Raw genomic sequence first — 26,313 nt, forward strand, 5'->3', positions numbered from 1 at the left:
CACCTTCGTTCTAGTACAATCCCTGAACTGTGGCAGCACGTTATCAGATCAGCGGCTCCTCCTCGGCGGCGATTTCGGCGAGCGTGGAAACCGGCATCCGGGCTGGCGACCTGGCCCCGGGCGACGCCCTGCCCGCCGTCCGCGCCCTCGCCACCGAGCTGGGCGTCAGCCCGGCCACCGTCGCGAAGGCGTACCAGGAGCTGCGGCAGCGCGGCCTCGTCGCCACCGCCGGCCGGCACGGCACCCGGGTCCGCCCCCGCCCGCCGGTGGCGAGCCGCCGCTCCGCGCTGATGCCCCCGCCGCTGCCCGGCGCCCGCGACGTCTCCGCCGGCAATCCCGACAGCCGGCTGCTGCCGCCGCTCGGCCCGCACCTGGCCGCGCTCGCCGCCGAGTTCCACGCACCCGTCGGGTACGCGGCCAGCGCCGTCCTGCCCGAGCTGGCCGCGGCCGCCCGGGACCGGCTCGCCGCCGACGGGGTGCCGGCCGACGAGATCACCGTGACCGGCGGCGCGCTCGACGGCATCGAACGCCTGCTCACCGCCCACCTGCGCCCCGGCGACGCGGTGGCCGTCGAGGATCCCGGCTGGGCCAACCTGCTCGACCTGGTCGCCGCGCTCGGGCTGCGCGCCATCGGGGTGCCCGTGGACGACGAGGGCCCCACCGCGCCGGGGGTCGGTGCCGCGCTGGCCGCCGGCGCCCGCGCGCTGATCGTGACGAGCCGGGCCCAGAACCCGACCGGCGCCGCCGTCTCCGCCGGCCGGGCCGCCGAGCTGCGCACGCTCCTCGCCGGGCGCCCCGACCTGCTGCTGATCGAGGACGACCACGCCGCCGAGCTGGCCCGCGTACCCCTGCACCCGCTGGCCGGGGCGGCCCCGGCGTGGGCCTTCGTCCGGTCGGTGAGCAAGCCCTACGGGCCCGACCTGCGGCTCGCGCTGCTCGCCGGCGACGAGGCCACCGTGGCCCGGGTGGCCGGCCGCGCCCGGGTGGGCGCCGGCTGGGTCTCCACCGTGCTGCAACGCCTGGTCCTGGCGCTCTGGCGGGATCCGGCCACCGCCGGCCTGGTGGGTCGCGCGGCGGAGAGCTACGAGCGACGGCGCGACGGCCTGGTCGACGCCCTCGCGGCGCGCGGGCTCGCCGCGCACGGTCGGACCGGCATCAACGTCTGGGTGCCGGTGCCGGACGAGACGGTCGCGGTCACCGCCCTGCGGGACGCCGGCTGGTCGGTGGCCCCCGGCGCGCTGAACCGAATCGCCGCCGCGCCCGGCGTGCGGATCACCGTCAGCCGGCTCGACGAGGCCGACCTCGGCCCGCTCGCCGACGCCGTGGCCCGCGCGGTCCGGCCGGCGCCCGCCGGCTTCACCGCCTGAGCCGCGGCATGGCGGGGCCGCCGGCGGGTAACCGCGGCCGGGAGGTGTGTGGCATGGCTAGGAACGGATCCCGGACCGGTCTCTGGATCGGCGTGGCGGCGGTCGTGATCATCCTGGTGATCATCGCGATCGCGCTGGCCTCGCGCGGCGGTGGCGGCGGCTCCGGATACTGACGCGGGCCCCGGGCGCATCCGGCGTCGATGTCGAAACCGGTATATAAAGCTGGCATGGCCGAGACCGAGAACGCCCCCGGAGCCCAGGAGTTCATCCCGCCGCAGGCGGACACCATCGACGAGCTGCGCGCGGCCGCCACCGGCTGCCGGGGCTGCGAGCTCTACCGGGACGCCTCGCAGACGGTGTTCGGCCGCGGCGACGAGAGCGCCCGGGTGGTCCTCGTCGGTGAGCAGCCCGGCGACATGGAGGACCAGAAGGGGCTGCCGTTCGTCGGCCCGGCCGGCCGGCTGCTGCGCAAGGCCGTGGACGACGCCGGCATCGACCCCGGCCACATCTACCTCACCAACGCCGTGAAGCACTTCCGCTTCGAACTGCGCGGCAAGCGGCGGATCCACCAGACGCCCGACCGGGTGCACATCACCGCCTGCCGGCCCTGGCTGGTCGCCGAGTTCGCCCGGCTGCACCCCGAGATCGTGGTGGTGCTCGGCGCCACCGCCGCCAAGGCCCTGCTCGGCCCGGCCTTCCGCGTGACGAAGCAACGCGGCGAGCTGCTGCCCTGGCCGGCCGCCGCCCAGCATCCGGAGGACTTCGCCCGGGTCCCGGTCGACAGCGCCGGCAAGGTCGCCGACGCGCCGGAGGCCCGGCTGCTGGCCACCATCCACCCCTCCGCCGTGCTCCGCGCCGACAACCAGGACGTCGCCTACGACGGCCTCGTGAAGGACCTGAAGGTGGCCGCCCGCGCGCTGCGCTAGTCGCGCCCCTGCGAGGTGCAGAGGCAGACCCGGTTGCCGTCGGAGTCGGCGAGCACCCAGAAGTGCGGCGCCGCCGCGTCGCTGACCAGCGTCCCGCCCGCCGCGAGCGCGGCCTCGATGCGCGGCGCCACCTCCGCCGGGTCCACCCACACGTCGGGGTGCCAGCGCTGGCGGGGCTCCTCGCGGCCGGACTCCTGGAACCACACCGTGGGCAGCGCGCCGGCCGGATCGCGCAGCTCGTCGCCGAACCCGGGCCCGGCCAGGTGCTCGACGGCCAGCACCGCCCGCCAGAACGGCAGCACGGCGGCGAAGTCCGGGCTGTCCAGGGCGAGTTCGAGCCGGGACACACCGGTGTGCGCCGGCGACAGGCCGGCCTCCGCCGCGAGCGCGGAGATGGCCCGGGCCAGCCGGATGTCGCGGTCGGTGACCCCGCGCGCGTCGTGCGACCAGAGCCGCACGTCGACGTGGGTGTAGCGCAGGTCCAGGTCGGGATGGTGGTCCCGCCGCTCGGCCTCCGCGCCGATGGCGTCCACCAGGGACAGCCCGGCGGCGAAGTCCGGCGTACGGATACGGGTGTGCAGGGCGCCGAGCAGGTAGGTCCACCCGTCCAGGCCGGCGTCGGCGATCTGCGTTCCGGTCAGCGTGCTCATCCCGCAATGCTGGCGTACCCGGGGGCGCTGGACCAGTGCCACGGCGCGCGCCGGCCGCCCGCTCCACGACTCGCCCGGCTTCGTCCCGGTCACCGGCGCCACCTGGTGGAGCTGAGCGTGGATCACCTCTGGGCAGCGAGGGTCGGCGGTGCCAGACTGGCCGCCATGGAGCAGCATCTCTACGAGCCCGTCCACCAGGAGTTCCGGGACCTGTGCCGGCAGTTCCTCGCCCGGGAGGCCGTGCCGCACCACGAGCGCTGGGAGGCCGACGGGATCGTCGACCGGGAGGTGTGGCGCAAGGCGGGCGCGGCCGGGCTGCTCGGCATGGACGTGGACCCCGAGCACGGCGGCGGCGGGCAGCGCGACTTCCGGTTCAACGCGGTGCTCGACGAGGAGATCGTCGCGGCCGGCTGCAGCGGGCTGGGCTTCGGGCTGCACAACGACGTGGTGGCCCCGTACCTGACCGAGCTGACCACCGACGACCAGCGCAAGCGCTGGCTCCCGGGCTTCTGCTCCGGCGACCTGGTCACCGCCATCGCGATGAGCGAGCCGGGCGCGGGCAGCGACCTGGCCGGCATCCGCACGAGCGCGGTCCGCGACGGCGACAGCTGGGTGCTCAACGGGCAGAAGACGTTCATCACCAACGGCGAGCTGTCCGACCTCGTGGTGGTCGTCGCCAAGACCGCCCCCGACCAGGGCGCGCACGGGGTGAGCCTGATCGTGGTGGAGGCCGGCACGCCCGGCTTCGGCCGCGGCCGGCGGCTGGCCAAGGTCGGCCTGAAGGCCAACGACACCGCCGAGCTGTTCTTCGACGACTGCCGGGTGCCGGCGGAGAACCTGATCGGCACCGAGAACCACGGCTTCTACCACCTGATGGGCAACCTGCCCCGGGAGCGGCTGAGCATCGCGGTCGCCGCGGTGGCCGCGGCCGAGAAGCTGCTCGCGCTCACCCTCGACTACGCCCGCTCCCGGGAGGCGTTCGGCCGGCCGATCGGGCGGTTCCAGCACAACCGGTTCCTCCTGGCCGAGCTGGACACCGAGGTCACCATCGCGCGGACGTTCGTCAACCACTGCGTGGCCGAGTTCAACGCCGGCCGGCTCTCGGTGACCGACGCGGCGAAGGCCAAGTGGTGGACCACCGAGCTGCAGAACAGGGTCGCCGACCGCTGCGTGCAGCTGCACGGCGGCTACGGCTTCATGCTGGAGTACCCGGTGGCGAAGGCCTGGCTGGACAGCCGGGTGCAGACCATCTACGGCGGCACCACCGAGATCATGAAGGAGATCATCGGCCGGGGCCTCGGCCTCTAGCGAAACCGGGTGCCCGCGACCGGGTCGGGTGCGGGAGGATGGGTCACCCCTTACTCCCAGGAGCATCCGCCATGGCCACCGACCTGACCACGCCGGCCCCGAGCCGGCTCGACGTCGCCCCGATCCAGCGGCGCACCGTCCGGCTGCTCTTCCTCACCCAGATCATCGGCGGCATCGGCGTCACCATCGGCATCTCGGTCGGCGCGCTGCTCGCCGCCCGGGTCGCCGGCACCGCCCTGGCCGGCGTGGCGCAGAGCGCCGGGGTGGTCGGCGCCGCGCTGCTCGCCGTTCCGGTCACCCGGATCATGGCGGCCCGGGGGCGGCGGCCGGGGCTCGTCACCGCGTACCTCGTCGGGGCGGTCGGGGGCGTGCTCGTGGTGGTCTCCACCGTGCTGCACCTGGTGCCGCTGCTCTTCGTCGGCATGCTGCTCTTCGGGGGCGGGACCGCGGCCAACCTCCAGGCCCGCTACACGGCCGTGGACCTGGCCGAGCCGGCCCGCCGGGGGCGCCAGCTCTCACTGGTCGTCTGGGCCACCACCATCGGCGCGGTGGCGGCGCCGAACTTCGCCGCGCTCGCCGACGCCACCACCCGCGGCTGGGGCCTGCCGGCGCTGGCCGGCCCGTTCGCCTTCAGCGCCGCCGCGTTCGTGCTGGCCGCCGCCGTACTCGCGGTGTTGCTCCGGCCGGACCCGCTGCTCACCGCGCGCCGGCTGGCGGCGGCCGAGACCCCGGTCGGCCCGGGCGCCGCACCGGCGTCGTCGGCCCGGCGTCGCGCGGGCATGGTCGCGGCCTGGCGCACGGTACGCGGGCGGCCCGCCGCCCGCCTCGGCATCGCCGCCGTGGCCGTGGGCCACCTCGTGATGGTCGCCGTGATGTCGATGACCCCGGTACGCCTCGGCGAGTCGCACTCCGACGCGGACGTGCTGCGGGTGGTCGGCATCGTGCTCAGCCTGCACATCGCCGGCATGTACGCGCTCTCCCCGCTGGTCGGCTGGCTCACCGACCGGCTGGGCCGGCGCCCGGTGATCCTCGGCGGGGTGGCCCTGCTGCTGGCCGCCTGCGCGGTCGCCGGCACCGCCGGGCACCACACCCCGCTGCTCTCGGTGGGTCTGGCCCTGCTCGGGCTGGGCTGGTCGGGCACCATGGTGGCCGGCTCGACCCTGCTGTCGGAGTCGGTGCCGACCGCCGACCGGCCCGGCGTGCAGGGCCTGTCCGACCTGGTCATGGGCCTGGCCGGGGCGGGCGCGGCGGCGGCGAGCGGGTTTGTCATGCGGGCCGCGGGTTATCCGACCCTGACCCTGCTGGCGGCGATCGCGGTGGTGCCGCTGGTGGCGCTAGCGTTGCGTCCGGCGCCCGTCGGGGCGGCGGACGAACTCGGGCGTCCCTCGGACGAGGTGCCCGACGAGGAGGAGTGACACGTGCGGCTGACCGACTTCTGGGCGCGGCTGGCGGAGGCGTTCGGGCCGGGCTACGCGACCAGCATCGCCAGCGACCAGGTGCTGTCCCAGCTCGGCGGGCGGACCATCGAGCAGGCCCTGGCGGCGGGGGTGGAGACACACGTGGTGTGGCGCGCGGTCGTCGCCGCGTATCCCGACCGGGTGCCCGCGCGACTACGCTGAGCAGCCTTTTCGCCGGTTCCGCGTGTCGCTTGTCGAGTCGTACACCTGTTCGGCTATTGTCCACAGCGGGGTGCTCGTCCACAGCTCGCGGCCCGTCGGCTGGTTTTCTGTCGGACCCAGCGCCTAGCGTGTCCGCGTGACGCGAAGCTCAGGGAAGACGCCGGCGAAGGCAGGGGTGGCAACGATGGCGGCAGGGCCGGACCGGGAGAAGGCACTCGACCTTGCTCTCGCTCAGATCGACAAGCAGTTCGGCAAGGGTTCGGTGATGCGGCTGGGGGAGCGACCCGTCGTCCAGACGGCGGTCATCCCGACCAGTTCCATCGCGCTCGACGTGGCGCTGGGCGTGGGCGGCCTGCCCCGCGGCCGGGTCGTCGAGATCTACGGTCCCGAGTCCAGCGGTAAGACCACGGTGGCCCTGCACGCGGTGGCCAACGCACAGCGGGCCGGCGGCATCGCCGCCTTCATCGACGCCGAGCACGCGCTCGACCCGGAATACGCGAAGGCCCTCGGCGTCGACACCGACGCCCTGCTGGTCTCCCAGCCGGACACCGGCGAGCAGGCGCTGGAGATCGCCGACATGCTGGTCCGCTCCGGCGCGATCGACATCATCGTGATCGACTCGGTCGCGGCCCTGGTGCCGCGCGCCGAGATCGAGGGCGAGATGGGCGACAGCCACGTGGGTCTGCAGGCCCGGCTCATGAGCCAGGCGCTCCGGAAGATCACCGGCGTGCTCAACAACACCGGCACCACGGCGATCTTCATCAACCAGCTCCGCGAGAAGATCGGCGTGATGTTCGGCAGCCCGGAGACCACCACCGGTGGTCGGGCGCTCAAGTTCTACGCCTCGGTCCGGCTCGACGTGCGTCGCATCGAGAGCCTCAAGGACGGCACCGACGTGGTCGGCAACCGCACCCGCGTCAAGGTCGTGAAGAACAAGGTCGCCGCGCCGTTCAAGCAGGCCGAGTTCGACATCATGTACGGCAAGGGCATCTCCCGCGAGGGCTCGCTGATCGACGTCGGCGTGGAGCAGGCGATCATCCGCAAGTCCGGCGCCTGGTACACCTACGACGGCGACCAGCTCGGCCAGGGCAAGGAGAAGGCCCGCGAGTTCCTCCGGGAGAACCCGGACGTGGCGGCCGAGATCGAGAAGAAGATCCTGGAGAAGCTCGGCGTCGGCACCGGCGCGGGCGACGCCGCCGGCGGCCCGGAGCTGCCGCCGGTCGACTTCTGATCCCCGGCTGACCCGTGGCAGGACGACGCGCCCGTACGGGGCGGGGCTGGGATGCCAGCCCGCCCCGCACGGGTGACGCCACCACTCCACCCCGGCCGCGCCGTGGCCGCCGGGGCCGGTCCGAGGAGCCCGATGCCGGGGCGACCCCGGCGCCGCCCCGCGACGAGGCCGAGGTGGCCCGGGAGATCTGCCTTCGGCAGCTCGCGGTCCGGCCGCGCACCCGTGCCGAGCTGGCCGGCGCCCTGGCGAAGCGGGGCATCTCCGAGGAGGTCGCCGACCAGGTCCTCGACCGCTACGACGAGGTCGGCCTCGTCGACGACGCCGCCTTCGCCCGCGCCTGGGTGAGCAGCCGTCACAACGGTCGCGGGCTGGCCCGCCGGGCGCTCGCCAACGAGCTGCGCCAGCGCGGCGTCGACGGTGAGGTGGCCAGCGAGGCTCTCGACGAGCTCGACGAGGAGACCGAGGCGGAGACCGCCCGGGCCCTGGTGGAGCGGAAGCTGCGCGTGACCCGGGGCGCGCCCGACGCGGTGTTCCGTCGCCTGGTCGGCATGCTGGCCCGCAAGGGCTACCCGGCCGGCGTGGCCATCCGGGCCGTCAAGGAAGCGCTGGCCGCGCAGAGCGCCGAGGCGGCCGAGTTCGCCGAGCACATCGACGCCGACGCCCTCGCCGACGCCGAGCACGACCTCGACCCGGCCTCCCGCCCCCTCGACTGACCCGCCCGCCCTGGTGATCATGAATTGGTGCCCGGCGCGGTGGCGTGTCGGCGCAACAACTTCATGATCGACTCCTGGGGAGGTGTGCGGCCGTGTTGAAGGCCTGTCTGAACGGGGGACGGGGTAGGCGGGAGCACCCCGCCGTGCCGGTTGCGCCGGACGAGTTGGCTGCCGAAGCGGTCCGGTGCGCGGCGGCCGGGGCGGCGGCCGTGCACGTGCACCCGCGCGACGCCGGCGGCGCCGAGTCGCTCGACCCGGGCGTGATCGCGGCGGCGGTCACCGCGATCCGGGCGGCCCGGCCCGGCCTGCCCGTCGGGGTGAGCACCGGCGCCTGGATCGCCCCCGAGCCCGCCGACCGGGTCGCCGCCGTACGCGCCTGGACGGTGCTGCCCGACTTCGCCTCCGTCAACGCCCACGAACCCGGCGCGGCGGCCGTCGCGGCCGCCCTGCACGAGCGGGGCGTCATGGTCGAGGCCGGCCTGTGGACGGTGGCCGCGGTCGAGGCCTGGCGCCGCTGGCCGGCGCCGACCGGGCGGATCCTCGTCGAGTGCCTGGCCGAGGAGGTCGACGTGGCCCTCGCCGACGCCACCGCCATCCTGGCCGCGCTGCCCGCCGAGCGCCCGCCCGTGCTGCTGCACGGCGAGGGCCCGGCGACCTGGCCGGTGCTCGCCGAGGCCGTCCGCCGCGGCCTGCACACCCGGATCGGCCTGGAGGACACCCTGCTCCTGCCGGACGGCACCGTGGCCCCGGACAACGTGGCGCTCGTGACGGCGGCCCGAGCCCTCGGGGCCCACTGAGCCGGCAACCGTGCGCCCGCTGGGCAGGTGACTGTGCGCCCGCTGTGCCGGTAGCCGTGCGTCCGTTGCGTCGGTAGCCGTGGGTCCGCTGGGCCGGCGGTTGCGCGAGCGCCGGGCCGGCGACCGGGACGCGGGAGCAACGCCTGGGCGTCGCTGTGTCGCCATTCCTGTCCTGCCGCTCCTCCGCCTCTCGATGCGCGGCGAGATCTTGGCGAGTTACTGTTCGCCCCGAACGAAAACTCGCCAAGATCTGGTCATGTCAGCGCCCGGAGCGGAGCGCGGGCGCGGTGAGTCGGTCACGACATCAGTCGCCAGGCGGCGGGAGAGTGCCGGCGGATGCCGCGCGCACACCTCCGCCGAGATCCGGATAGCCGGTGAAACGCGAATCACTCTTGCGGGAAGTGGTGAGCCCGCCGGAGCCGGCACGAGGTCACCCCGGCAGGTGCCGAGAACGGTCGCCTTGCGGCTCTGAGCAGGTCGGGAACGTGACCGGGGAGGCCGGGACCGGCGAGGTTTGTCCGGCCGTGTCCGGCATCTGGACACCGCTGCGTGACGTCACAACTTCTCTCCGTCCGGGTGGTTTGATCATGAGTTCTTGACCGAACGGCCCCTGGAGACCTAGCCTCGCCATACAGGCTCACTTTGCCCGACCAGCGCAGGCTAAGCGCACAACATAGATCGCGTAACAGAACAGCATCACTTTGGCCAGCTTCACCGGCCCTTGACGGCAAGCTCCGGACGACCGGTCCGGGGCCGACCGACAACTGCAACCGGCCGCCGGCGATGCCCCGAGGTGGGCACCGCCGACGGAAGCTACCCACAGCCAGCCGCTCCGGTCGGGCGTTCAGAGCCGCAGGTGCGTGCCGTCCGCACGCCGCCTGCGGTGCCGACGTTCAGGGGAGGCAGCCATGGCGGGGCGGCACAGGTTCACCGGCGGTCTTCCACACGCCGCCGGCCGCTCCTCGCCGGGCGACGGCCCGGACCGAACTCGGGGTGGGCTCGCTGCCGATCCGCGGCACCCGATCGGAGCAGGTGGGTCGGCCCTGATCGGAGCAGCTTGGCCGGCCCTGATCGGAGCAGGTGGGCCGGCCCTGATCGGAGCAGGTGGGCCGGCCCTGATCGGAGCAGGTGGGCCGGCCCTGATCGGAGCAGGTGAGCGCGCCCTGATCGGCGTCGGCGCGCCGGCCCTGGTCGGAGTGGGCGCCCACCGGCCCGGAGCGGCCGCATGAGCGCCTTCGACGTCGTGATCCTCGCGGTGGTGCTGCTGCTCGTCGTGGTGGTGGTCGGCGCAGTCCTGTTCGGTGTGCGCACCATGCGCCGGCTCAGCCTCGCGCCCGCACCGGAGGACCCGGCCTTCATCGCCGAGAAGGACCGCCAGGAGCAGTCCCTGGCGGCCCTGCGCAGCGCCGCCGACGAGGCGAACAGCACCATCGACGTGGCGAAGTCGGCCGCCGCCGCGGCCCGTGCCGAGGCGGCCGCCGCCAAGGCCGAGGCGAAGGCGGCCCGGGCCGAGGCCCGGCGGGTGCTCGACGACGCCCGGGCCGAGGCCGACACGGTGCTGGAGCGGGCGCACAAGCAGGCCGAGGCGGACGCCGACCAGCTCCGCGCCGCCGCCCGGCGCAGCGGCGAGCGGGAGGTGGCGGTGCTCGCCGCGACCACCCGTGAGCAGGCCGCCGAGGTCGAGCGGCGGGCGGCCCGGATGGACGAGCGGGAACGGCTGCACACCGAGGAGGTGGAGCGGCTCGCCGAGCGGGAGCGGCAGCTCACCGCCGCGAGCGCCGCACTCGCCGCCCGGGAGGCCGCCCTGGTGGAGCGGGAGCGGGCGCTCGCCGAGGCCGAGGAGCAGCGCCGCCGCGAGCTGGAGCGGGTGGCGGGCCTGACCGCCGACACGGCCCGGGCCGAGCTGGTCGAGTCGATCGAGGGGCAGGCCAAGCGGGAGGCCGCGCTGCTGGTCCGGGAGATCGAGGCCGACGCCCGTGGCACCGCCGAGCAGCGGGCCCGGCACATCGTGGTGGACGCCATCCAGCGGGTGGCCAGCGAGCAGACCGCGGAGAGCGTGGTCAGCGTCCTGCACCTGCCCGGGGACGAGATGAAGGGGCGGATCATCGGCCGGGAGGGGCGCAACATCCGCGCCTTCGAGTCGGTCACCGGGGTCAACCTGATCATCGACGACACCCCCGAGGCGGTCCTGCTCTCCTGCTTCGACCCGGTGCGCCGGGAGGTCGGCCGGCTCACTCTGGAGAAGCTGGTGCTCGACGGCCGGATCCACCCGCACCGGATCGAGGAGGTCTACGACCTGGCCCGGCACGAGGTGGAGGAGCTCTGCCACCGGGCCGCCGAGGACGCCCTGGTCGAGGTCGGCATCACCGAGATCCACCCGGAGCTGGTCACCCTGCTGGGCCGGCTGCGCTACCGGACGTCGTACGGGCAGAACGTGCTCAAGCACCTGGTGGAGACCGCGCACATCGCCGGGATCATGGCCGCCGAGCTGCGGCTGGACGTGCCGACGATCAAGCGCTGCGCGTTCCTGCACGACATCGGCAAGGCGCTCACCCACGAGGTGGAGGGCAGCCACGCGATCATCGGCGCCGACCTGGCCCGCAAGTACGGGGAGAGCGAGGACGTGGTGCACGCCATCGAGGCGCACCACAACGAGGTGCCGCCGCAGACCATCGAGGCGGTGCTCACCCAGGCCTCGGACGCCTGCTCGGGCGGGCGGCCGGGGGCGCGGCGGGAGAGCCTGGAGGCGTACGTCAAGCGGCTGGAGCGGATCGAGGAGATCGCGGCCGGCAAGCTTGGCGTGGAGAAGGTCTTCGCCATGCAGGCCGGCCGGGAGATCCGGGTGATGGTCAAGCCGGAGGACGTCGACGACATCGGCGCGGCGGTGCTGGCCCGGGACGTGGCCAAGCAGATCGAGGAGGAGCTGACCTACCCCGGTCAGATCCGGGTGACCGTGGTCCGCGAGTCCCGGGTCACCGAGATCGCCCGCTGAGGACAGGGAATGCGAAAGGCCGGCCCGGGGATCCGGGCCGGCCTTTTCGTCGGGTCAGGTGATCTCAGATGCCGCCGGCGCCCTCGGCCTGCGACATCAGTGCCGCGGGCGGCGGGTTCTGCGCCGGGGTGCCGGCGGTCTTGCGGCCCCGGGAGAGCCGGCGCTGGACGTACTGCGCCAGCTTCGACAGCGAGTAGTTCACCGCGATGAACAGCACCGCGATCACCACGTACACCTGGATCGGGTTGCCCAGCACGCCGATGATCTGCTTGCCGATGTTGAGCGTCTCCTCGTAGCTGATGATGAAGCCGAGCGAGGTGTCCTTGAGCACCACGACGAGCTGGCTGATCAGCGCCGGAAGCATGATCCGGAACGCCTGCGGCAGCAGGATCATCCGGGTGGTCTGGGCGGGCGAGAGCCCGATCGCGGCGGCGGCCTCGGCCTGGCCGCCGGGCAGACCCTCCATGCCGGAGCGGAGGATCTCGGCGATGACCACGGAGTTGTAGACGGTCAGGCCGATGACCAGGTACCAGAGGTTGTCGAACGAGATGCCGAACTCGGGGAAGCCACGCGCCACGAAGAAGATGGTGAGGACCACGGGCAGGCCCCGGAACACCTCGACGCAGACCCGGGTGACCGCGGACAGCAGCCAGCTCAGCCCCCGCAGCGGGTACGCCAGCGGGGTGGCCAGCCCGGTGAAGCGCCGCCGGGTCAGGCTCTTGAGCTGGATCCGCAGCACGGCGATCAGGGTGCCGACCACGAGGGAGGCGACGATGGCCAGCGCGGCGGCGGTCAGGGTGTTCTTCAGGCCGAGGCCGATCCGGTCCCAGACGAGGGGGAAGTTCTCGTTCGAGGGGTCGACCAGCGGCCCCCACAGCTCCATCGAGAACTGGCCCTTGTCGGCCAGCGGCCGGTAGATCAGGAAGTACGCTCCGACCAGCACCAGGACGGTGGCGACCAGGCTGCTGATCAGCGTGACGCGCCGCTGGCGAGGACCCGGGACGTCGTAGAGGACGGTCGTCTGCTGGCTCACCGGGCCACCGCCTGTCGCTTCTCGATCCGGTCGAGCAGGGCACCGAGCGGCACCGTCATGATCAGGTAGCCGACGGAGATGCCGATGGCCACCGGGATGAAGGCGTAGCCGCCGGCCGAGGTGAGCTGGTCGGCGGTCTGCGACAGGTCACCGACGACGCCGAAGAAGCCGACCAGCGCCGAGTTCTTGATCATCGCGATGATGACCGAACCGAGCGGCACCACGGATGCCTTCCAGGACTGGGGCAGCACCACGTACCGGAGGTTCTGGCCGAAGGTGAGGCCCAGCGACCGGGCCGCTTCCGCCTGCCCGGCCGGGACCGCGTTCACTCCGGAGCGAAGCGCCTCGCAGACGAACGCCGCCGTGTAGAGCACCAGCGCGATGAGCGCGAAGCGGAAGTACGGCAGGTCGGTGCCGAGCCGGCTGAAGATCGCGTCCAGCCCCGGGATGCGCAGGAAGTCGGCGTTCGAGCCGAGCGCCGGCAGCCCGAAGGCGGCGAAGAACATGACCACGGTCAGCGGCATGTTCCGGAAGACGTTCACGTAACCGGTGCCGAGCGCCCGCAGCGGTGGCACCGGGGAGATCCGCAGCACCGCCACGACGGCGCCCAGGATCAGGGCGCCGATCGCGGCGAGTACGCAGATCTGGAGGGTGAGCCAGAATCCACCCGCGAAGACGTCGAACTTGTCGATGAGCACACTCACGGGTCGGTTTCCTCCCCACCCTCCAGATCAGGTCGGATCAGTAGCGGTTGACGGTCGGAGCGCTGCCCAGGGTGGCGCCGAACTTGCCGGCGGTGTCGTCCCAGGCCTTCTTCCAGCTACCGTCCTGGAAGGCCTTCTCCAGGGTGTCGTTGATGAAGTTACGGAAGTCGGTGTCCTCCTTCTTGACACCGATGCCGTAGGGCTCCTTGGTGAAGTTGTCGCCGGCCATCTTGAAGGAGGCCTCGTCCTTGGCGATGTAGCCGAGCAGGATCACGTTGTCCGTGGTCACGGCGTTGACCTGGCCGCCCTTGAGGGCGTCGCGGCACTTGTCGTAGGTGTCGAAGAGCACCAGCTGGGTGCCGACGTCCTTCACGTACTTCTTGATCTCCTCGGCCGGCGTCGAGCCGGTCACCGAGCAGACCTTCTTGGTGCCGTCCTTGAAGGAGTCCGGGCCGGTGATGGTGGTGTCGTCCTTCTTCACCATGATGTTCTGGCCGGCCTCGTAGTACGGCCCGGCGAAGGCGATGCGCTCCTTGCGCTTGTCGTTGATCGTGTAGGTCGCCGCGACCAGGTCGACGGTGCCGTTGACGATCACGTCCTCGCGGACCTTCGACGGGGCCTCGACGTACTCGATCTTGTCCTCGGGGATGCCGAGTTCCTTGACGATGATCTTGGCGATCTCGACGTCGAAGCCCTCCGGCTTGCCCGACAGGCCCTTCTGGCCGAAGCCCGGCTGGTCGAACTTGGTGCCGATCTTGATCTTCTGCGCCTTGTTCAGGCGCTCCATCGTGCTGCCGGCGGCGAAGGACTTGCTGCCCGAGCCGGTGCCCTCGTCGCTGTCACCACCACAGGCGGCCATGCCCAGCGCCAGGGTCGCCGCCGCGGCAACCGCGGCCACGCGCTTCAAACGCATACTCATCTCCTTCTACGACGGAGCCACCGGGGGACGGCGCACTCCAACTACGGACGCTCAGTGCGTGAGGATCTTGGACAGGAAGTCCCGGGCCCGCTCGCTGCGCGGGTTCGCGAAGAACTCCGTGGGAGGGGCCTCCTCGACCAGCTGGCCGTCGGCCATGAAGACGACCCGGTTGGCCGCGTGGCGGGCGAAGCCCATCTCGTGGGTGACCACGACCATGGTCATGCCGTCGCGGGCCAGCGAGGTCATGACCTCCAGAACCTCGCCGACCATCTCCGGGTCGAGCGCGCTGGTGGGCTCGTCGAAGAGCATCGCCTTGGGCTGCATGGCAAGCGCGCGGGCGATCGCCGCCCGCTGCTGCTGGCCGCCGGAGAGCTGCGCCGGGTACTTGTCCGCCTGGTTGGCGATGCCCACCCGGTCGAGCAGGGCGAGGCCGCGCTCACGGGCGGCGGCCGCCTTCTCCCGGCGCACCTTGACCGGGCCGAGGGTGACGTTCTCCAGGATGGTCTTGTGTGCGAAGAGGTTGAACGACTGGAACACCATGCCGACCTCGCTGCGCAGCTTGGCCAGCGCCTTGCCCTCGGCCGGCAGCGGGGTGCCGTCGAAGGTGATGGTGCCCGAGTTGATCGGCTCCAGCCGGTTGATCGTCCGGCACAGCGTCGACTTGCCGGAGCCGGACGGGCCGATGACCACGACCACCTCGCCCCTGCCGACGGAGAGCGAGACGTCGTCCAGCACGTGCAGGGGGCCGAACCACTTGTTCACCCCGTCCAGCACGATCAGCGGTTCGCCCGTCGTCACGTCGTCCACCGTCCCTGTCGTCCGTACGGAAAGCGGGGCCGCGAGCCCCTGGTTGGGCCACTGTAGGCGGCGTGATGTGGCAGAACGCAACTCGAATGGTCACGGAGCGGTAACACCGGTCACCGCCGTACCCATGCGTCCGAATTCCGTCACCGAACGGGGCGTCCGGGTGGCGGTCACGCCGGTGCACGGCGATCATGTGGGCATGACAGTCCCGCTCCGGCTGACCGATTACGCCCGCGGCGGCGGGTGTGCCTGCAAGATCCCGCCGGGCGAGCTGGAGACGATGGTGGCCGGGCTGGCCCCGGCCGTCGGCGCCGCCGATCTGCTGGTCGGTCTGGAGCACGGCGACGACGCCGCGGTGGTCCGGCTGGACGAGCGCACCGGCCTGGTCAGCACCGCCGACTTCTTCACCCCGGTGGTCGACGACGCCTACGACTGGGGGCGCATCGCCGCGGCCAACGCGCTCTCCGACGTGTACGCCATGGGCGGCACCCCGCTGGTCGCGCTCAACCTGCTCTGCTGGCCCCGCGAGGTGCTGCCGCTGGAACTGGCGCGGGAGGTGCTGCGCGGCGGCCAGGACGTGGCCCGGGAGGCCGGCTGCCACCTGGCCGGCGGGCACAGCGTGGACGACGACGGCCCGAAGTACGGGCTGGCCGTCACCGGTGTGGTCCGGCCCGAGGAGCTGATCACCCTGGACGCCGGCCGGGCCGGCCTGCCGCTGTCGCTGACCAAGCCGCTCGGCGTCGGGGTGCTGAACACCCGGCACAAGCGCACCGGGGAGCGGTTCCCGGAGGCGGTCGCCTCGATGGCCCGGCTGAACCGGGACGCGGCCCGGGCGGCCGTCGCGGCCGGGATCCGCTGCGGCACCGACGTGACCGGGTTCGGGCTGCTCGGGCACGCCTCGAAGCTGGCCCGGGCCAGCCGGCTCACCGTGGCGATCGACGCCGCCGCGGTGCCCTACCTGCCCGGCGCCCGGGAGGCGTTGCGCGACGGGTTCGTCAGCGGCGGCACCCGGCGCAACCTGGACTGGGTGGCCCCGTGGACCGACTTCGGCGGGGCCGACGAGGGGGAGCGGCTGCTGCTGGCCGACGCGCAGACCTCGGGTGGGCTGCTGGTCGCGGGCGAGGTGCCGGGCGGCACCGTGATCGGCGAACTGCTGCCGGCGAGCGGGCACCTGATCCAGGTGCGCTGAGGAGTCCGTCACCACCCGGTGTTTCGCCTCGCGGGCGCGGCACCATACCCGATAAACTGTCACCTTCCCGCTACTCTGGGCAAGGTCGCCCTGGGAAATTCTGCCCAGAATGGTCACAGACCGGTAACTTGCGCCCGGCTGAGGTCAAAAGCACCCCACCATCGTGAGTAAGGCCCGATCCGGAGGCCGGTGGGACGAGCGCAGCGAGGAGGCGGCATGACCGAGCTGTGGAACTGGAGAATCGACGGCGCGGCGCCCGTGGAGGTCTACCCGGCGCTGGCCGAGGCGCTCGGCCGGGTGGTGATGCCCCTCGCCGTCGCCGACCCGGTCCGACTGCCCGCATACGCGGTGGTCTGCGACGTGTGGGAGGCGCCCGGGGTGTACGGCACCGTTGTCGACTGTTACGGGGTGCCGGAGCGCCTGCCCGAGCTGCCCAGCATCGCGGCGCTGGCCCGGCTGCTGGACCGCAATTGCCTGATGCGCGACGACACCCTCGACGCCGGGCGGCACCTGCTGGTCGCCCCGGACGGCACGATCCGCCCGGTGCACTTCGACGTGGTCGAGACCGACGACGGCGAGGTCCTCAGCGACCAGCGGCTCTGCACCGTGGCGGACCCCCGCTGCCGCGGCTGGTCGCAGTGCCACCGCTCCCGGTGGGCCCCCGACTCGGTCGCCCCGGCCCTCGCCGCCGCCTGACCGGCGGCGAGGGGGGCGGGGCGCCGCGATCGTTGGCGTCTCAGCGATGCGGGGGCCGGCGTGTCGCGTGGCTCCCGCGTCAACGATCGGGCCTCAGCCAGCGCTCGCCGAGCGCCCCCGGAACACGGCTGCTCCTCGTTCGGTCCGGCCAGCTCGGCCCGGATACGCTGTGCGGGTCATGACTACCGCAGCCGCGGGCAGCCCGCGCACCTACCAGGTGCGCACGTACGGCTGCCAGATGAACGTGCACGACTCCGAGCGCATTTCCGGCCTGCTCGAACAGGCCGGTTACGTGCGTGCCGCCGAGGCCGACGAGCAGCCCGACGTGGTGGTGTTCAACACCTGCGCCGTCCGGGAGAACGCCGACAACCGGCTCTACGGCAACCTGGGTCATCTGCGCCCCGTGAAGGACAAGCACCCGGGGATGCAGATCGCGGTCGGCGGCTGCCTGGCCCAGAAGGACCGCGGCGAGATCGTCCGCAAGGCGCCCTGGGTGGACGTCGTCTTCGGCACGCACAACATCGGCTCGCTGCCGGTGCTGCTGGAGCGGGCCCGGCACAACACCGCCGCCGAGGTGGAGATCCTCGAATCCCTCGACGTCTTCCCGTCCACGCTGCCGACCCGGCGCGAGTCGACGTACGCCGGCTGGGTGTCGATCTCGGTGGGGTGCAACAACACCTGCACGTTCTGCATCGTGCCCTCGCTGCGTGGCAAGGAGAAGGACCGCCGCCCCGGCGACATCCTCTCCGAGGTGCGCGCCCTGGTCGACGAGGGCGTGCTGGAGGTGACCCTGCTCGGGCAGAACGTCAACTCCTACGGTGTCGAGTTCGGCGACCGGTACGCGTTCGGCAAGCTGCTGCGCGCCTGCGGCGACATCGACGGGCTGGAGCGGGTCCGGTTCACCAGCCCACACCCGAAGGACTTCACCGACGACGTGATCGCGGCGATGGCCGAGACGCCCAACGTCTGCCACTCGCTGCACATGCCCCTGCAGTCCGGCTCCGACGACGTGCTGCGGGCGATGCGCCGCTCGTACCGGTCGGAGAAGTACCTGGGGATCATCGAGAAGGTCCGGGCCGCGATGCCCGACGCGGCGATCACCACCGACATCATCGTCGGTTTCCCCGGCGAGACCGAGGCCGACTTCGAGCGGACCCTCGACGTGGTCCGCGAGGCCCGCTTCTCGTCGGCGTTCACGTTCCAGTACTCGAAGCGCCCCGGCACCCCGGCCGCGACCATGGACGGCCAGCTGCCCAAGCAGGTCGTGCAGGAGCGGTACGAGCGGCTGATCGCCTGCGTGGAGGAGATCACCTGGGCGGAGAACCGGAAGCTGGTCGGGGAGACCGTCGAGGTGCTGGTCGCGGTCGGCGAGGGGCGCAAGGACGAGCGCACCGGCCGGATGTCCGGCCGCGCCCGCGACGGCCGTCTGGTCCACTTCGCGACGGGCGCAGCCGGAGCGAACGGCCGGCCCGGCGACGCCGGTTCGCTCGCCGGGCAGATCCGCCCGGGAGACATCGTGCACACCAGGGTCACCTACGCCGCCCCGCACCACCTCAACGCCGACGGGGAGCCGCTGTCGCACCGGCGTACCCGGGCCGGCGACGCGGCCGAGGCGGGGCGCGCCCCGCGTACCCCCGGGGTGCTGCTCGGGCTGCCGACGATCGGCGCGCCGGCCGCGGTGCCCGCCCCCACCGGCGGCTGCGCCGCGCACTGACCGACCGCCGACGGCCGGGACCGCCCCGTGGCGGCCCCGGCCGTCGCGTGCTCAGCAGGCGGTGCCGTTGAGCTTCACGGCGCCCGGCGCGGCGGCCGTGCCGTTGGCCGTGAAGCCGACGGTCACCGACGCGCCCGGCGCGAGCGACGCGGCCCAGCCCGGTGCGGCCGCGGTGACCGTGGTGCCGGACTGGGTGACGGTGGCGTTCCAGCCGCTGGCCAGGGTCACCCCGGACGGCCAGGTCCAGGTGGCCGACCACGGGTTGAGCGCGGCGGTGCCGGTGTTCTTGACGGTCAGTTCGCCCTGGAAGCCGCCCTGCCACGCATTGACCTGCTTGTACGTGGCCGTGCAGCCGCCGCTCGGCGCCGGCGTGGTGGGCGACGGCGACGGCGAGCCGGTGCCGGTCGGGGTCGGGGTGGGGTTGCCGCCGCCACCGGTCGGCGGGATCAGGTAGGGCTGGAGGATGTCCTGCTTGGCCTGGTTGATGGTGGTCCAGTCGTCGTTGGCGATGCCGCCGGTGTCACCCGAGTTCGGGTTCCACGACCAGTAGGTGAAGGACATCCCGGTCACCCCGGTCCCGGTGTACGCCATGAGGTTCTGCAGCCACACCTTGTCCTTCGGGTCCTGGAGCGTGGTGCCGAATTCGCCCATCATGATCGGCGCGATGTTCTGCTTGTGGAGGTAGCCCCAGTACCTGTCCCAGATGGCCGGCATGTTCGCCGGGTAGGTCGGGTCGTCGAACCAGGCCTGGTGGTAGACCGAGGTCGCGTACTCGTGCGGGGAGTAGACCAGGCGGTTGGCCACGTTCAGCCGCACCGGGAACTGCCCGGCCTTCGACAGGTTGCCGCCCCACCAGCCGCAGTCCTCGTCGTTGCTGGGGTCGTTGTCCCAGACGTTCGACAGGCCGCCGCTCGGGCAGCTCACCCCCTCCACGAAGATCAGCCAGTTCGGCTGCACCCCGAGGATCGCGTTGCCGGCCCGCTCGGCGGCCAGCCGCCAGTCGCGGGCGGTGTCGCCGCAGCCCCAGCAGGCGCCGGTGGCGGCCGGGTTGGTGCCCTCGGCGTGCGGCTCGTTGTGCAGGTCCGCGCCGATCACCGTGGGGTTGTTCGCGTACCGCTGGGCGAGCATCTTCCAGTCCGCGATCCAGGTCGCCTCGGAGACCGTCGAGGTGTACCAGAGCGGCGACTGCCCGGCCGAGGTGGGCCGGTGGCGATCCAGGATGACCCGCATCCCCTTGCCGCCCGCGTAGTCGATCACCTTGTCGAGGATCTGCAACGGGGAGAGGCCGACCAGGTCCGGGTTGACGAAGTCGTTGATGCCGGTGGCCGTCGCGCCGGGCTTCAGCGCATCGTTCGAGTAGGGGATGCGCAGCGTGTTGTAGCCGAGCCGGGCCATGGTGTCGAGCTGGCCACGCCACGGGTTGCTCGACCACAGGCCGTGGAAGGTCTTGTTGTCGGTTTCCATGCCGAACCAGTTGATGCCGGTGAGCCGGACCGTGGCCCCCGTACTGTCGACGATCTTGTTGCCGCTGGTGTGCAGGTAGCCGGTGCCGGTCCCGGCGGTGGCAGCGGCGGCCGGGGTGGTGCTGACGGCGGCGGCGACGAGGACGCCGGCCGCGGCGGTGGCGAGCGCCGCGAGGGCGCCGCCGAGGGCGGTGGGTCGGTGCATTGGCGAGCTCCACTTCGGATGCCCGCGCCGCACGAGCGCCGCGGGCGGGAAGACCAGGGGGAGACGGCCCGCTCGTCATCGAGTACGCGGACAGCGCGCGCCGGGCCGTGTCACGTGGACGGCCACCCGTGGGGGAGCACCGGCGATCGTCGACGGCGGGATCAGCTGTCGGTGCCCTCGTGCCGGTGCCGGAACCTGGCTCCGCCGCCCATTTTGATCAGCCGGCCTCGATGCGTCAACATGCGACCACGGAAGTCGGGCAGCTTTTCCTTCCCGACCCCGCCGCTGGACAGACGGAAGCCCCGGTCCCGTGGCGGGACCGGGGCTTCCGGGATGCGTCAGGTCAGCCGGCCTGCTCGGCCAGCTGGAGGAACTGCCGCTTCGAGGCGAGCGCCTGCTCGGCCTCCTTGATCCGGCGGGTGTCGCCGGCCGCCTGCGCCCGGGCCAGCCGGTCCTCGGCCTCGGCGACCTGGGCCCGCATCTGGGCCAGCAGCGGGTTGTCCTCCTTGGAGGTGCGCCGCCACGCCGAGTCCATGACCTCGCGGACCTTGTCGTCGATGGCGCGCAGCCGGCGCTCCAGCCCGGCGGCCGCCTCGCGCGGCACCCGGCCGGCCTCGTGCCACTGCGCCTGGATCTCCCGCAGCTTCGCCTGGGCGCCCTTCGGGTCGCCGTCGACGTCGAGCGCCTCGGCCTCGGCGAGCAGGGCCTGCTTGCGCTCCAGGTTGGCGCGCTGCTCGTTGTCCCGCGCCGAGAAGACCTCGCTGCGCCGGGTGAAGAACTCGTCCTGCGCCGCCCGGAACCGTTCCCAGAGCTTCTGCTCGGCCTCCTTGGAGGCGCGCGGTGCGGCCTTCCACTGGGCCATCAGGTCCTTGAGCTGGTTGGCGGTCGCGCCCCAGTCGGTCGACTCCTTGAGCTTCTCGGCCTCGGCGACCAGCTCCTCCTTGACCCCCTGCGCCTGCTTGCGCTGCTGGTCGAGGGAGGCGAAGTGGGCGCCCCGGCGGCGGGTGAAGCCGTCCCGCGCGGCGGCGAACCGCTTCCACAGCTCACCGTCGGCCTTCTTGTCGACGCCGCGGATGGTCTTCCACTCGTCGAGGATCTCCTTGAGCCGGTCGCCGGCGGTCTTCCAGCCGGTCGACTCGGCGGCCAGCTTCTCCGCCTCCTCGACCAGGGCGGTCTTGCGCGCGAGGGCCTCGCCGCGGGCGGCGTCCCGGGCGGCGCGGGCCTCGCCGGCCTTCTCCTCGGCCACCGTGGCCAGCTTGTCCAGGCGGGCGGCCAGGGCGTCGATGTCACCGACGACGTGCGCCTCGGGCAGCGAGGCGCGGATCCGCCGGATCGTGGTCAGCGAGTGGCCGGCGTCGGCCGCGCCCGAGTTGAGTCGGGCCTCGGTCAGGTCCACCTCCGTCACGAGGTCGGCGAAGCGCCGGGCGAAATGGGCCAGCCCCTCCTCCGGTGCCCCTGCCTGCCAGGATCCGACCACCCGCTCGCCCTCGGCGGTCTTGACGTAGACGGTGCCGTCCTCGTCCACCCGTCCGAAGGCAGTCCAGTCGCTCATGTGCCCATCCTCGTTCTCCCGGCGTCGTCGGGACACCTCCCGCGATCGCCGCCACGGCGCAGCAAAGTTCTCCCGGCATTGTCACAGGTCCGACCCGGTCCGTGTCGAGCGCCTGTCGTCGACCGTGACCATACGGTGTCGTAGCGCCTCGATGACCGGATCGGCGCGGGGACGCACCGGGGGATACGGATAGGTTGGTGCCGTGCCCCTGGTCGCCGCCGCCGTCTGCCCCCACCCGCCCCTGATCGTGCCCGCGCTGGCCGGCGCCGCCGCGTCCGAGCTGGACGACCTCCGCGCCGCCGCCGACGCGGCCGTGGCCCGGCTGCTCGCCGCCGACCCCGAGGTGATCCTGCTGCTCGGCGCCGGGCCGCAGACGGAACGGTTCGGCACGGCCGACCACGGCTCGCTGCGCCCGTTCGGGCTGGACCGGGACGTCCGGCTCTGGAAGGTCAACTGCGCCGGGGGCGACCGCCTGCCGCTGAGCCTGACCATCGGCGCCTGGCTGGTGAACCGGTCGGGGACCGAGCTGCCCCGGCTGGCCCGGGCGGTCGCCTCCGACGCGTCCCCGGCCGAGTGCGCCGCCCTCGGCGGCGAGCTGGTCGGCGAGGACGGGCGCGCGGCGCTGCTGGTGCTCGGGGACGGGTCGGCCTGCCGGGGCGTCAAGGCGCCCGGCTACGAAGACCCGCGCGCGCCCGCGTACGACGAGGGGGTTGCCCGGGCCCTCGCCGGCGCGGACGCCGAGGCCCTGCTCGGCCTGGACCCGGCGCTGTCGGCGGAGCTGAAGGCCGCCGGGCGGGCGCCGTGGCAGGTGCTGGCCGGCGCCGTCCGGGCGGCGGGCGGCGACTGGCGCGGCGACCTGAGCTACCACGAGGCCCCCTACGGCGTTGCCTACTTCGTGGCCAACTGGGAGCGGGTGTGACTGTCGTCGCCGTGGTCGGGCCGACCGCGGCGGGCAAGTCGGCGCTGAGCATCGCCCTGGCGCACGCCCTCGACGGCGAGGTGGTCAACGCCGACTCCATGCAGCTCTACCGGGGCATGGACATCGGCACCGCCAAGCTGACCCCGGCCGAGCGGGAGGGCGTGCCGCACCACCTGCTCGACATCTGGCCGGTGACCGAGCCGGCCAGCGTCGCCGAATACCAGAAGCTGGCCCGCGCGGCGGTCGACGACATCCTGGCCCGGGGGCGGGTGCCGCTGCTGGTCGGCGGCTCCGGGCTCTACGTGCGGGCGGTGCTGGAGCAGTTCGAGTTCCCCGGCACCGACCCGGCCGTGCGGGAGCGGCTGGAGGCGGAACTGGCGGAGGTCGGTCCGGGCCCGCTGCACGCCCGGCTGGCCGAGGCCGACCCGGTGGCCGCGGCGGGCATCCTGCCGAGCAACGGCCGGCGGATCGTCCGGGCCCTGGAGGTCGTCGAGCTGACCGGTGCGCCGTTCACCGCGTCGCTGCCGGCGCCGACGCCGTACTACCCGTCGGTGCAGCTCGGCGTCGACCTGGACACCGCGCTGCTGGACGAGCGGATCGCGCTCCGCGTGGACCGCATGTGGGCCGACGGCCTGGTCGCCGAGACGCGGACGCTGGTCGGCCAGGGCCTGCCCGAGGGGCGGACGGCCAGCCGGGCGCTCGGCTACCAGCAGGTCCTGCGCTTCCTGGCCGGGGAGCTGAGCGAGGCCGAGGCGCACGAGGAGACCGTCCGGGCCACCCGGCGGTTCGTCCGCCGGCAGCGCTCCTGGTTCCGCCGGGACCCGCGGATCCACTGGCTGGACTCGGCCTCGCCGGAGTTTCTCGACACTGCGCTGCGGATGGTCGCCGAGCATCGGCGATGATGGGGGCGTGGAGTTCACCAAGGGCCACGGCACCGGCAACGACTTCGTCATCCTGCCCGACCCGGACGGGGCGCTCGACCTGACGCCCGGCCTGGTCGCCGCGCTCTGCGACCGGCGGCGCGGCCTGGGCGGCGACGGCGTGCTGCGCGTCGTACGCGCCGCGAAGCACCCGGACGGCGCCGCGCTGGCCGACGAGGCCGAGTGGTTCATGGACTACTGGAACTCCGACGGCTCGTTCGCCGAGATGTGCGGCAACGGCGCGCGGGTCTTCGTCCGCTACCTGCTGGAGACCGGCCTGGCCACCCCGTCCGGCGCGGCGCTGCCGCTGGCCACCCGGGCCGGCCTGGTCCGGGCCCGGGTCGAGGGGGCCGACGTCGCCGTCGAGATGCGCCGCCCCCGGCTGTACGACACGGCCACCGCCACCCTGGGCGGGCTCACCCTGACCGGCGCGGCCGTGGACGTGGGCAACCCGCACCTGGTCTGCGCGCTGCCCGCCAGCCTGGACCTGGGCGGCCTGGACCTCAGCCGCGCTCCCGACGTCGATCCCTCCGCCTTCCCGGCCGGGGTGAACGTCGAGTTCATCACCCCGGGCGAGCCGGTCCAGGGCACCGACGGGCACGTGCTCATGCGGGTCTACGAGCGGGGTTCGGCCGAGACGCTCTCCTGCGGCACCGGCGCCTGCGCGGTGGCCGCCGTGGCGCTGCGCGACGCCGGCCGGCAGACCGGCACCGTGACGGTCGACGTCCCCGGCGGCCGCCTCACCATCACGATCACCGACGACACCTGCTGGCTCTCCGGCCCCGCCGTCCTGATCGCGACCGGCGAGATCACCCTGCCCGCCCTGGCAGCCTGAACCCCCGCCCAGGCCCCGCGCCCTCGCGCGTCGGTCGCGGCGGCAAGCCCCAGGCCTGTGGGTGCGTTTGTTGTCGCCGGAGCGACGACAAACGCACCCGGAAGGTGCCGTCAGGGGGTGGCGCTGGCGTTGGCGGCGATCTCGGGGAGGTCGGCCGGGCCCGGGTCGGCGGCCGGGGGCGGCGTCGCGGCCGGGTTCTGGGCGGCGGCGCGCACGGCGGCGGCCACCGCGGGGGCGACCCGCGAGTCGAAGACGCTCGGCACGATCACCGTCGGGTTGATCTTGTCCTCGCCGACCACATCCGCGATGGCCCGGGCCGCCGCGATCGCCATCTCCTCGGTGAACTCCTCGGCGTGCGCGTCGAGCATGCCCCGGAAGACGCCCGGGAAGGCGAGCACGTTGTTGATCTGGTTCGGCTGGTCGGACCGGCCGGTGGCGACCACGGCCGCGTGCTTGCGCGCCTCCCGCGGGTCGACCTCCGGGTCCGGGTTGGCCAGCGCGAAGACGATGGCGTCCTTGGCCATGCCGGCGATGTCCTCGCCGGTGAGCAGGTTCGGGGCGCTCACCCCGATGAACACGTCCGCGCCCCGGATCGCCCCGGGGAGGTCGCCGGAGTAGTTCTCCTTGTTGGTGTGCTCGGCCAGCCACCGCCAGGCCGGGTTGAGGTCCGGCAGGTCGCGGTGCAGGGCGCCCTGCCGGTCGTACGCGATGATGTCGCCCACGCCCTGCCGCAGCAGCAGCTTCATGATCGCGGTGCCGGCCGCGCCGGCGCCGGAGACGACGACGCGCACGTCCGAGAGGTGCTTGCCCACCACCCGCAGCGCGTTGGTCAGCGCGGCCAGCACGCAGATGGCGGTGCCGTGCTGGTCGTCGTGGAAGACCGGGATGTCCAGCGCCTCGCGCAGCCGGGCCTCGATCTCGAAGCAGCGCGGCGCGGCGATGTCCTCCAGGTTGATGCCCCCGTACGCCGGCGCGATCGCCTTGACGATCTGCACGATCTCGTCGGTGTCCTGGGTGTCCAGCACCACCGGCCAGGCGTCCACCCCGCCGAAGCGCTTGAACAGCGCCGCCTTGCCCTCCATGACGGGCAGCGAGGCGGCCGGCCCGAGGTTGCCCAGGCCGAGCACGGCCGAGCCGTCGCTGACCACGGCGACGGTGTTGCGCTTGATGGTGAGCCGGCGGGCGTCGGCCGGGTTCTCGGCGATCGCCATGCAGACCCGGGCCACACCGGGGGTGTACGCGCGGGACAGCTCGTCGCGGGTGCGCAGCGCGACCTTCGAGCTGACCTCGATCTTGCCGCCCAGGTGCAGCAGGAACGTCCGGTCGGAGACCTTGCGGACGTCCACCCCGTCGAGGGCGGTCAGCGCGTCGACCACCTGGTCGGCGTGGGTCGCGTCCGCGGTGTCGCAGGTGAGGTCGACGATCACGTGGGCCGGGTCGGAGTCGACCACGTCCAGCGCGGTGACGATGGCGCCGGCCTCGCCCGCCGCGGTGGTCAGCCGCCCGATGGAGGAGGCGTCCGCGGGGACCGCGATCCGGATCGTGATCGAGAATCCGGCACTCGGCAGTCGGGTGTTGGCCACGAATAACTCCTCCGTCGACGCTGAGCGGCTCGCCTGGCATTTCTACTCGCCCGCCCAGGTCGGCCGGCATCCGACCCCGCTACCGGTTAGTAACGCCACGGGCATATAGCGGGTGCGTCGGGCGTTGGCACATGTCAGGATGCTCATGCGAACGGGAAATCCCCCGGCAAAAGA

23 protein-coding genes are annotated in these 26,313 nt (G+C 73.1%); 15 read left to right on the forward strand and 8 right to left on the reverse strand.

What is annotated here, in order from left to right:
* The first annotated feature begins 29 nt into the window (after positions 1–29).
* Positions 30–1,367, forward strand: a complete 1,338-nt coding sequence (locus tag ACQP12_RS07900; RefSeq protein ID WP_433286230.1) for an aminotransferase class I/II-fold pyridoxal phosphate-dependent enzyme — start codon at positions 30–32, stop codon at positions 1,365–1,367.
* A gap of 227 nt (positions 1,368–1,594) precedes the next feature.
* Positions 1,595–2,293 (forward strand): UdgX family uracil-DNA binding protein, encoded by a 699-nt coding sequence (locus ACQP12_RS07905; protein WP_433286232.1) that lies wholly within the window; start codon positions 1,595–1,597, stop codon positions 2,291–2,293.
* Here the strand turns inward: ACQP12_RS07905 and ACQP12_RS07910 are convergent.
* The gene (locus tag ACQP12_RS07910) at positions 2,290–2,943 is read right to left on the reverse strand and encodes a 4a-hydroxytetrahydrobiopterin dehydratase (protein ID WP_433286235.1); all 654 of its coding nucleotides are present in this window, start codon (positions 2,941–2,943) and stop codon (positions 2,290–2,292) included. The genes ACQP12_RS07905 and ACQP12_RS07910 overlap by 4 nt on opposite strands.
* Positions 2,944–3,108: 165 nt before the next feature.
* On the opposite strand from ACQP12_RS07910, the gene ACQP12_RS07915 reads away from it, so the two are divergent.
* The 7 genes from ACQP12_RS07915 (at position 3,109) to rny (ending at position 11,603) form a co-directional block, all read left to right on the forward strand.
* Positions 3,109–4,251, forward strand: coding sequence for an acyl-CoA dehydrogenase family protein (locus ACQP12_RS07915; protein WP_433286237.1), 1,143 nt, complete (start codon positions 3,109–3,111; stop codon positions 4,249–4,251).
* Between the two features lie 71 nt (positions 4,252–4,322).
* Positions 4,323–5,666: an MFS transporter gene (locus ACQP12_RS07920; protein ID WP_433286239.1), complete on the forward strand. Its 1,344-nt coding sequence runs from the start codon at positions 4,323–4,325 to the stop codon at positions 5,664–5,666.
* A 3-nt stretch (positions 5,667–5,669) separates the two neighbouring features.
* A complete protein-coding gene (locus ACQP12_RS07925; RefSeq protein ID WP_355060932.1) occupies positions 5,670–5,870 on the forward strand; it encodes a DUF3046 domain-containing protein in 201 nt (66 codons plus the stop codon).
* Positions 5,871–6,054: 184 nt separating this feature from the next.
* On the forward strand, positions 6,055–7,101 hold the full coding sequence (gene recA / locus ACQP12_RS07930) for a recombinase RecA (protein ID WP_091269420.1): 1,047 nt from the start codon (positions 6,055–6,057) through the stop codon (positions 7,099–7,101).
* A gap of 14 nt (positions 7,102–7,115) precedes the next feature.
* Positions 7,116–7,814: a regulatory protein RecX gene (locus ACQP12_RS07935; RefSeq protein WP_433286243.1), complete on the forward strand. Its 699-nt coding sequence runs from the start codon at positions 7,116–7,118 to the stop codon at positions 7,812–7,814.
* A gap of 143 nt (positions 7,815–7,957) precedes the next feature.
* Positions 7,958–8,611, forward strand: coding sequence for a 3-keto-5-aminohexanoate cleavage protein (locus ACQP12_RS07940; RefSeq protein WP_433286245.1), 654 nt, complete (start codon positions 7,958–7,960; stop codon positions 8,609–8,611).
* Between the two features lie 1,225 nt (positions 8,612–9,836).
* The gene (gene rny / locus ACQP12_RS07945; RefSeq protein ID WP_433286247.1) at positions 9,837–11,603 is read left to right on the forward strand and encodes a ribonuclease Y; all 1,767 of its coding nucleotides are present in this window, start codon (positions 9,837–9,839) and stop codon (positions 11,601–11,603) included.
* A gap of 64 nt (positions 11,604–11,667) precedes the next feature.
* Here rny and ACQP12_RS07950 read toward each other — a convergent pair whose 3' ends face one another.
* Genes ACQP12_RS07950 through ACQP12_RS07965 form a run of 4 tightly spaced genes read right to left on the reverse strand, consistent with a single transcriptional unit; the run spans position 11,668 to position 15,066 of the window.
* Entirely contained in the window at positions 11,668–12,636 is a 969-nt protein-coding gene (locus ACQP12_RS07950) for an amino acid ABC transporter permease (RefSeq protein WP_357942121.1), read from the reverse strand.
* Positions 12,633–13,340: an amino acid ABC transporter permease gene (locus ACQP12_RS07955; RefSeq protein WP_357942123.1), complete on the reverse strand. Its 708-nt coding sequence runs from the start codon at positions 13,338–13,340 to the stop codon at positions 12,633–12,635. Before ACQP12_RS07955 ends, ACQP12_RS07950 begins: the two co-directional genes overlap by 4 nt.
* Before the next feature lie 37 nt (positions 13,341–13,377).
* Complete coding sequence (locus ACQP12_RS07960) at positions 13,378–14,253, reverse strand: glutamate ABC transporter substrate-binding protein (protein WP_357942125.1); 876 nt, start codon at positions 14,251–14,253, stop codon at positions 13,378–13,380.
* 57 nt (positions 14,254–14,310) lie between these two features.
* The gene (locus ACQP12_RS07965) at positions 14,311–15,066 is read right to left on the reverse strand and encodes an amino acid ABC transporter ATP-binding protein (RefSeq protein ID WP_357942127.1); all 756 of its coding nucleotides are present in this window, start codon (positions 15,064–15,066) and stop codon (positions 14,311–14,313) included.
* 196 nt (positions 15,067–15,262) lie between these two features.
* Here ACQP12_RS07965 and selD point away from each other — a divergent pair, with 196 nt between their 5' ends.
* From selD to miaB, 3 genes are all read left to right on the forward strand, one after another.
* A complete protein-coding gene (gene selD, locus ACQP12_RS07970) occupies positions 15,263–16,252 on the forward strand; it encodes a selenide, water dikinase SelD (RefSeq protein ID WP_433286250.1) in 990 nt (329 codons plus the stop codon).
* A 216-nt stretch (positions 16,253–16,468) separates the two neighbouring features.
* Complete coding sequence (locus ACQP12_RS07975; protein WP_107078199.1) at positions 16,469–16,948, forward strand: hypothetical protein; 480 nt, start codon at positions 16,469–16,471, stop codon at positions 16,946–16,948.
* 178 nt (positions 16,949–17,126) lie between these two features.
* A complete protein-coding gene (gene miaB, locus ACQP12_RS07980; RefSeq protein WP_433286253.1) occupies positions 17,127–18,662 on the forward strand; it encodes a tRNA (N6-isopentenyl adenosine(37)-C2)-methylthiotransferase MiaB in 1,536 nt (511 codons plus the stop codon).
* A gap of 51 nt (positions 18,663–18,713) precedes the next feature.
* Here miaB and ACQP12_RS07985 read toward each other — a convergent pair whose 3' ends face one another.
* Both ACQP12_RS07985 and ACQP12_RS07990 read right to left on the reverse strand, forming a co-directional pair.
* Complete coding sequence (locus ACQP12_RS07985) at positions 18,714–20,330, reverse strand: cellulase family glycosylhydrolase (protein WP_433286255.1); 1,617 nt, start codon at positions 20,328–20,330, stop codon at positions 18,714–18,716.
* A gap of 343 nt (positions 20,331–20,673) precedes the next feature.
* Positions 20,674–21,882 (reverse strand): DUF349 domain-containing protein, encoded by a 1,209-nt coding sequence (locus ACQP12_RS07990; RefSeq protein ID WP_357942135.1) that lies wholly within the window; start codon positions 21,880–21,882, stop codon positions 20,674–20,676.
* A gap of 202 nt (positions 21,883–22,084) precedes the next feature.
* Here ACQP12_RS07990 and ACQP12_RS07995 point away from each other — a divergent pair, with 202 nt between their 5' ends.
* Genes ACQP12_RS07995 through dapF form a run of 3 tightly spaced genes read left to right on the forward strand, consistent with a single transcriptional unit; the run spans position 22,085 to position 24,556 of the window.
* Entirely contained in the window at positions 22,085–22,801 is a 717-nt protein-coding gene (locus ACQP12_RS07995) for a class III extradiol dioxygenase subunit B-like domain-containing protein (RefSeq protein ID WP_433286257.1), read from the forward strand.
* Positions 22,684–23,703, forward strand: a complete 1,020-nt coding sequence (gene miaA / locus ACQP12_RS08000; RefSeq protein ID WP_433286260.1) for a tRNA (adenosine(37)-N6)-dimethylallyltransferase MiaA — start codon at positions 22,684–22,686, stop codon at positions 23,701–23,703. The genes ACQP12_RS07995 and miaA overlap by 118 nt, the downstream gene beginning before the upstream one ends.
* A gap of 7 nt (positions 23,704–23,710) precedes the next feature.
* On the forward strand, positions 23,711–24,556 hold the full coding sequence (gene dapF / locus ACQP12_RS08005) for a diaminopimelate epimerase (protein WP_433286262.1): 846 nt from the start codon (positions 23,711–23,713) through the stop codon (positions 24,554–24,556).
* A gap of 110 nt (positions 24,557–24,666) precedes the next feature.
* Here dapF and ACQP12_RS08010 read toward each other — a convergent pair whose 3' ends face one another.
* Positions 24,667–26,139, reverse strand: a complete 1,473-nt coding sequence (locus ACQP12_RS08010) for an NAD-dependent malic enzyme (protein WP_357942143.1) — start codon at positions 26,137–26,139, stop codon at positions 24,667–24,669.
* Positions 26,140–26,313: the final 174 nt, after the last annotated feature.

Origin of the sequence: Micromonospora sp. CA-244673 (assembly GCF_050948395.1) — a bacterium.
GTDB lineage: Bacteria > Actinomycetota > Actinomycetes > Mycobacteriales > Micromonosporaceae > Micromonospora.

What these genes read in the sequence shown, in the direction of transcription:
- ACQP12_RS07920 (WP_433286239.1), top strand. Translation starts at nt 4,323, where the DNA reads ATGGCCACCGACCTGACCACGCCGGCCCCGAGCCGGCTCGACGTCGCC.
- ACQP12_RS07990 (WP_357942135.1), bottom strand. Translation starts at nt 21,882, where the DNA reads ATGAGCGACTGGACTGCCTTCGGACGGGTGGACGAGGACGGCACCGTC.
- ACQP12_RS07975 (WP_107078199.1), top strand. Translation starts at nt 16,469, where the DNA reads ATGACCGAGCTGTGGAACTGGAGAATCGACGGCGCGGCGCCCGTGGAG.
- ACQP12_RS07910 (WP_433286235.1), bottom strand. Translation starts at nt 2,943, where the DNA reads ATGAGCACGCTGACCGGAACGCAGATCGCCGACGCCGGCCTGGACGGG.
- selD (WP_433286250.1), top strand. Translation starts at nt 15,263, where the DNA reads ATGACAGTCCCGCTCCGGCTGACCGATTACGCCCGCGGCGGCGGGTGT.
- miaB (WP_433286253.1), top strand. Translation starts at nt 17,127, where the DNA reads ATGACTACCGCAGCCGCGGGCAGCCCGCGCACCTACCAGGTGCGCACG.
- recA (WP_091269420.1), top strand. Translation starts at nt 6,055, where the DNA reads ATGGCGGCAGGGCCGGACCGGGAGAAGGCACTCGACCTTGCTCTCGCT.
- ACQP12_RS07915 (WP_433286237.1), top strand. Translation starts at nt 3,109, where the DNA reads ATGGAGCAGCATCTCTACGAGCCCGTCCACCAGGAGTTCCGGGACCTG.
- ACQP12_RS07985 (WP_433286255.1), bottom strand. Translation starts at nt 20,330, where the DNA reads ATGCACCGACCCACCGCCCTCGGCGGCGCCCTCGCGGCGCTCGCCACC.
- ACQP12_RS07960 (WP_357942125.1), bottom strand. Translation starts at nt 14,253, where the DNA reads ATGCGTTTGAAGCGCGTGGCCGCGGTTGCCGCGGCGGCGACCCTGGCG.
- ACQP12_RS07905 (WP_433286232.1), top strand. Translation starts at nt 1,595, where the DNA reads ATGGCCGAGACCGAGAACGCCCCCGGAGCCCAGGAGTTCATCCCGCCG.
- rny (WP_433286247.1), top strand. Translation starts at nt 9,837, where the DNA reads ATGAGCGCCTTCGACGTCGTGATCCTCGCGGTGGTGCTGCTGCTCGTC.